The organism is Allostella sp., from assembly GCF_041913585.1.
GTDB lineage: Bacteria > Pseudomonadota > Alphaproteobacteria > ATCC43930 > Allostellaceae > Allostella.
In genome coordinates, this window is record NZ_JAYSFE010000216.1 from 1 (window position 1) to 4,304 (window position 4,304).

At 74.4% G+C, this 4,304-nt stretch carries 4 protein-coding genes and 1 pseudogene; 3 read left to right on the plus strand and 2 right to left on the minus strand.

Going from position 1 to position 4,304, the window contains the following annotated elements; genetic code table 11:
- Both ACE3Q3_RS23110 and ACE3Q3_RS23115 read right to left on the minus strand, forming a co-directional pair.
- Positions 1 to 835, minus strand: a pseudogene (locus ACE3Q3_RS23110) (ATP-dependent DNA ligase); the annotation flags it as partial.
- Complete coding sequence (locus ACE3Q3_RS23115; protein WP_374450010.1) at positions 832 to 1,863, minus strand: ligase-associated DNA damage response exonuclease; 1,032 nt, start codon at positions 1,861 to 1,863, stop codon at positions 832 to 834. The pseudogene ACE3Q3_RS23110 and the gene ACE3Q3_RS23115, both read right to left, overlap by 4 nt.
- An 80-nt stretch (positions 1,864 to 1,943) precedes the next feature.
- On the opposite strand from ACE3Q3_RS23115, the gene ACE3Q3_RS23120 reads away from it, so the two are divergent.
- From ACE3Q3_RS23120 to ACE3Q3_RS23130, 3 genes are all read left to right on the plus strand, one after another.
- Positions 1,944 to 2,366 carry an HIT domain-containing protein gene (locus tag ACE3Q3_RS23120; protein WP_374450012.1) on the plus strand — a complete coding sequence of 141 codons (423 nt, stop codon included), beginning with the start codon at positions 1,944 to 1,946 and terminating at the stop codon, positions 2,364 to 2,366.
- Entirely contained in the window at positions 2,359 to 3,798 is a 1,440-nt protein-coding gene (locus tag ACE3Q3_RS23125; RefSeq protein WP_374450014.1) for a sulfotransferase, read from the plus strand. The genes ACE3Q3_RS23120 and ACE3Q3_RS23125 overlap by 8 nt, the downstream gene beginning before the upstream one ends.
- A 79-nt stretch (positions 3,799 to 3,877) precedes the next feature.
- On the plus strand, positions 3,878 to 4,304 hold a 427-nt coding region (locus tag ACE3Q3_RS23130), incomplete at its 3' end, for a DEAD/DEAH box helicase (RefSeq protein WP_374450016.1).

Consider the following 4,304-nt stretch of genomic DNA (forward strand, 5'->3'; position numbering starts at 1 on the left):
CCAGCAGCTCGCCGTCGAGGACGGCACGGAAGTCGAGGGTCGCCATCAGGTCCGGGAAGGCACCGCCGACATCCTCGCCGGTGCGGGAGAAGAGCCGGCGCTCGCTACCCGTCGCCGCCACCTGGACCCGGATGCCGTCCCATTTCCATTCCGCCGCGTACTCGGCGGGCGGCATCGCTTCGAGCTCGCCCTCCTCCAGCGGATGCGACAGCATCATCGGCCGGAAGCGGGCGGCGGCCGCCGGATCGGGCCGCTCGCCGATGCCTGCGACCCAGGCGAAGAGCCGCTCGTAAGGCGGGCGGAGCCCGTGCCACACCTCCTCGACCGCCTCCACCGGCACCTCGCCGAGGCCGGCGACCGCCGTCTTCGCCAGCCGCTCCGAGACGCCGACCCGCATCCCGCCCGTCACCAGCTTGAGGAGCGCCCAGCGCCCCGTCGCGTCGAGCTGGTCGAGCCACCCGGCGACGAGCGCCGGCACGTCGCCGCGGGAGGCGGCGGCGAGCTCGGCCACCACCTCGCCCAGGGTCGGCGGGGGCGCGTTCCGGCGCTCAGCCGCTGGATTCGGCGCCGGCCAGATCAAGGCCGTCGTCTCGGCGAGGTCGCCGACGAAGTCGTAGGACCAGGCGAACAGCACCGGGTCGACCCGCTCGGCCACGAGCGCGCGGATCATCGCCGGCTTGGCCGACGGCAGGTCGATGCCGCCGGTCAGCGCCGCCAGGGCCCAGCCGCGCTCGGGGTCCGGCACCTCGGCGAAATGGTCGCGCAGGAGACGCAGCTTGCCGTTGCGCGACGGCGTGAAGGCGAGCGCGTCGAGGAGCTCGGCGAAGCGGTTCACCCGCCCTCCTCCTCGAAGCCGACCAGCGCCAGCGCGCGGGCGTCGATTCCCATGCCGCGAGCGGCGTGGACCAGCGCCTCCTCGCGCCCGTGCGTCACCCATACCCGGGGTGCGCCGACATCGCGCATGGTCGCCAGCAGCTCGTCCCAGTCGGCGTGGTCGGAGATCACCAGCGGCAGCTCGACGCCGCGCTGACGGGCGCGCTGGCGCACCCCCATCCAGCCGGACGCCATGGCGACGATCGGGTCCGCCAGCCGTCGTGCCCAGCGGTCGGCGACGGCGCCGGGAGGCGCCAGGACGATCGCTCCCGCCAGGCGGTCGCGCGCCGCCACGGTGGCCGGCTCGAGCGGACCGGCGTCGATCCCGAACTCGCCGTAGAGCCGCGTCAGCCCCTCGAGCGCGCCATGGAGATGGACCGGCCGGTCGTAGCCGGCCTCGCGCAGGAGGCGCAGCAGGCGCTGGCACTTGCCGAGCGCATAGACGCCGACGACGATCGTCCGGTCGGGGTTGCGGCGGTGCTGGTCGAGGAGGCGGGCGACCTCGTGGGCGTCGTCGGGATGGCGGAACACCGGCAGGCCGAAGGTCGCCTCGGTGACGAAGACGTCGCACGGCACCGGCTCGAACGGCGGACAGGTCGGGTCGCGCCGGCGCTTGTAGTCGCCCGAGACGACGACCCGGCTGCCGGCATGTTCCAGCACCACCTGGGCCGAGCCGAGGATGTGTCCGGCCGGCGCCAGCCACAGCCGCACGTCGCCCAGCGTCAGCGCCTCGCCCAGCGCCAGGGCCTGGGTCTGGATGGCGAACTCCTCGCCGTAGCGCCGCGCCATGATCGCCAGCGTCTCGGCGGTGGCGAGCACCCGGCCATGGCCGGCGCGGGCATGGTCGCCATGGCCGTGCGTCACCACCGCCCGCGGCACCGACCGGTTGGGGTCGAGATGGAGGTCGGCCGGAACGCAGTAGAGCCCCTCCGGCCGCACCACGAGCCAGTCCTCCGGCCGCGGGCGGCCCCGGGAAGCGACAGCATCCATGGCCCAGGATATGGGCGCCGGTCCCTCGGTTGCCACGCCCCCCGCCCCCGCCTATGGTGCCGGCACCCTACGGACCACCGATGTTCACGCTCGATTCCCGTCTCGCCGACGACACCTTCCACGTCACCCGCCTCGGCCTCTGCGACGTCCGGCTCATGGACGAGCCCGCCTGGCCCTGGCTGATCCTGGTGCCGGCCCTGCCCGGCATCCGCGAGCTGACCGATCTCGGCCGCGCCGACCGCGCCCGGCTCGTCGAGGAGATCGCACTCGCCGAACGGGTGCTGACCCGGCTCCATCGGCCGGACAAGCTGAACGTCGCGGCGCTGGGCAACATGGTCCCGCAGCTCCACGTCCACGTCATCGCCCGCCGCACCGACGACCCCGCCTGGCCGCGGCCCGTCTGGGGCGCCGTCGCGCGCGGCCGCTACCCGGACGACGCCGCCAGCCGGGAGGTCGAGCGGCTCGCCGCCGCCTTCGCCGATCCGGCCTTCGCCGATGGCTGAGCCCGCGGCGCGCGGCGGGCGCGTCGTCGGCAAGGTCGAGCGCGCGCCCTTCGCCAACTGGCACGAGGCGGTCGAGCGGATCGGCCGGCACCTGACCGACCGCCAGCCGCTCCGGGCGCTGGAAACCTCGGCCCGCGCCATCCGCCAGTTTCCGCACAATCCCGAGCTCCTGCGCCGCCATGCCCAGGTCGCCGAGCAGCTGGTCGCCGACGAGCCGGACCACGCCGCCGGCTATGCCGACATCGCGCTGCGCTGCTATCGCCGCGCGACCAGGACCGATCCCGGCAACCCGGACGCCGCCGCCGGCTACGCCCGCATGCTCGACCGCAGCGGCGACCGCGCCGCGGCCATGGCCGCCCTCGGGCCCCATGTCGGCCGCGAGCCGCCGCACCCGGAGATCGCCATGGTCTTCGCGACGCTGGCGCCGAGCCAGGGCTTGACCGAGCGCGCCATCGGGATGCTCGACCGGGTGCTGGCCGAGCGCGAGACGATCCGGCTGCGCCACGCCCAGGCCCGCCTGCTCGACCGGGCCGGCCGCTACGAGGACGCCTTCGCGGCGGCCCGCCGCGGCAACGAACTGGTGGCGATCTCCCAGAAGGCCAACGGCTTTCGCCCGGGCGTCCTGACCGCCACGGTCGACGCCATCATCGCCGCCACGCCGGCCGCAGCGATGGCGGCGGCCGCACCGATCGACCGGCGGTCGGAACTTCCCGTCTTCATCGTCGGCATGGGACGCTCGGGAACGACCCTGGTCGAGCAGATCATCGCCGGCCATCCCCAGGCGCACGGCGCCGGCGAGCGGCGGGCGGTGCTGCGGGCGACCACCGCGATCGCCCGGCTGGCCGGCCGCAAGTACCCCTCGGGGATCCCGCACTGGCCGGCCGAAGCGCTGGAGCGGGTCCATGACGAGTTCGTCGCCCAGCTCCAGCGCCTCGCCCCCGGCGCGCTGCGGATCGCCGACAAGCTGCCGCAGAACTTCATGCGGCTGGCGGTGCTTCAGCGGCTGCTGCCCGGCGCCCGCATCATCCACACCCGGCGCAACCCGCTCGACGTCTGCCTGTCGGCCTATTTCCAGGAGCAGAAGATCCCGGCCATGGAGCCCTGGGACCTCTACCGTTCCGGCCTCTGCTACCGCGACTACGAGCGCCTGATGACGCATTTCCGCGCCGTGCTGGAGCTGCCGATGCTGGACGTCCAGTACGAGGAACTGGTCGCCCGGCCGGAGGCGGAGGCGCGCCGGATCATCGACTTCCTCGGGCTGCCCTGGGACCAGTCCTGCCTCGCCGTCGAGCGCAACCGGCGCATCGTCGATACCTCGAACTACGAGTCGGTGCGCCGCCCGATCCATGGCGAGGCGGTGGATCGCTGGCGGCGCTACGAGCGCCACCTGGAGCCGCTGCGCCGCGGCCTCGCCGGCCTGCCGCCGGAATAGGCCCGCCCGGTCACGACCGCTCGAACAGGAGGCGGCCTCGACATCGGCTCCGGACGGGACCACATCGCTGGTCCCGACCATGCCACCCCTGCCCGCCACCCTGCCCGAGCGGTTCCGCGACTGGTTCGCGGGGCGCGGCTGGACGCCCCATCCCTACCAGCTCGAGATGGTCGCCGCGGCCGCGGCCGGCGAATCGGCGCTGCTCGTCGCGCCGACCGGCGGCGGCAAGACGCTGGCCGGCTTCCTGCCCTCGCTGATCCAGCTGGCCGCGGCGCCGGCGCCGGGCCTGCACACGCTCTACGTCTCGCCGCTGAAGGCGCTCGCCGTCGACATCCAGCGCAACCTGCAGGCGCCGATCGCGGAACTCGGCCTGCCGATCGCCGTCGAGACCCGGACCGGCGACACGCCGGCGGCGCGGCGCACTCGCCAGCGCCGCAACCCGCCGCAGATGCTGATGACGACGCCGGAATCCCTGGCGCTGATGCTGTCCTATCCCGACGCCGCCG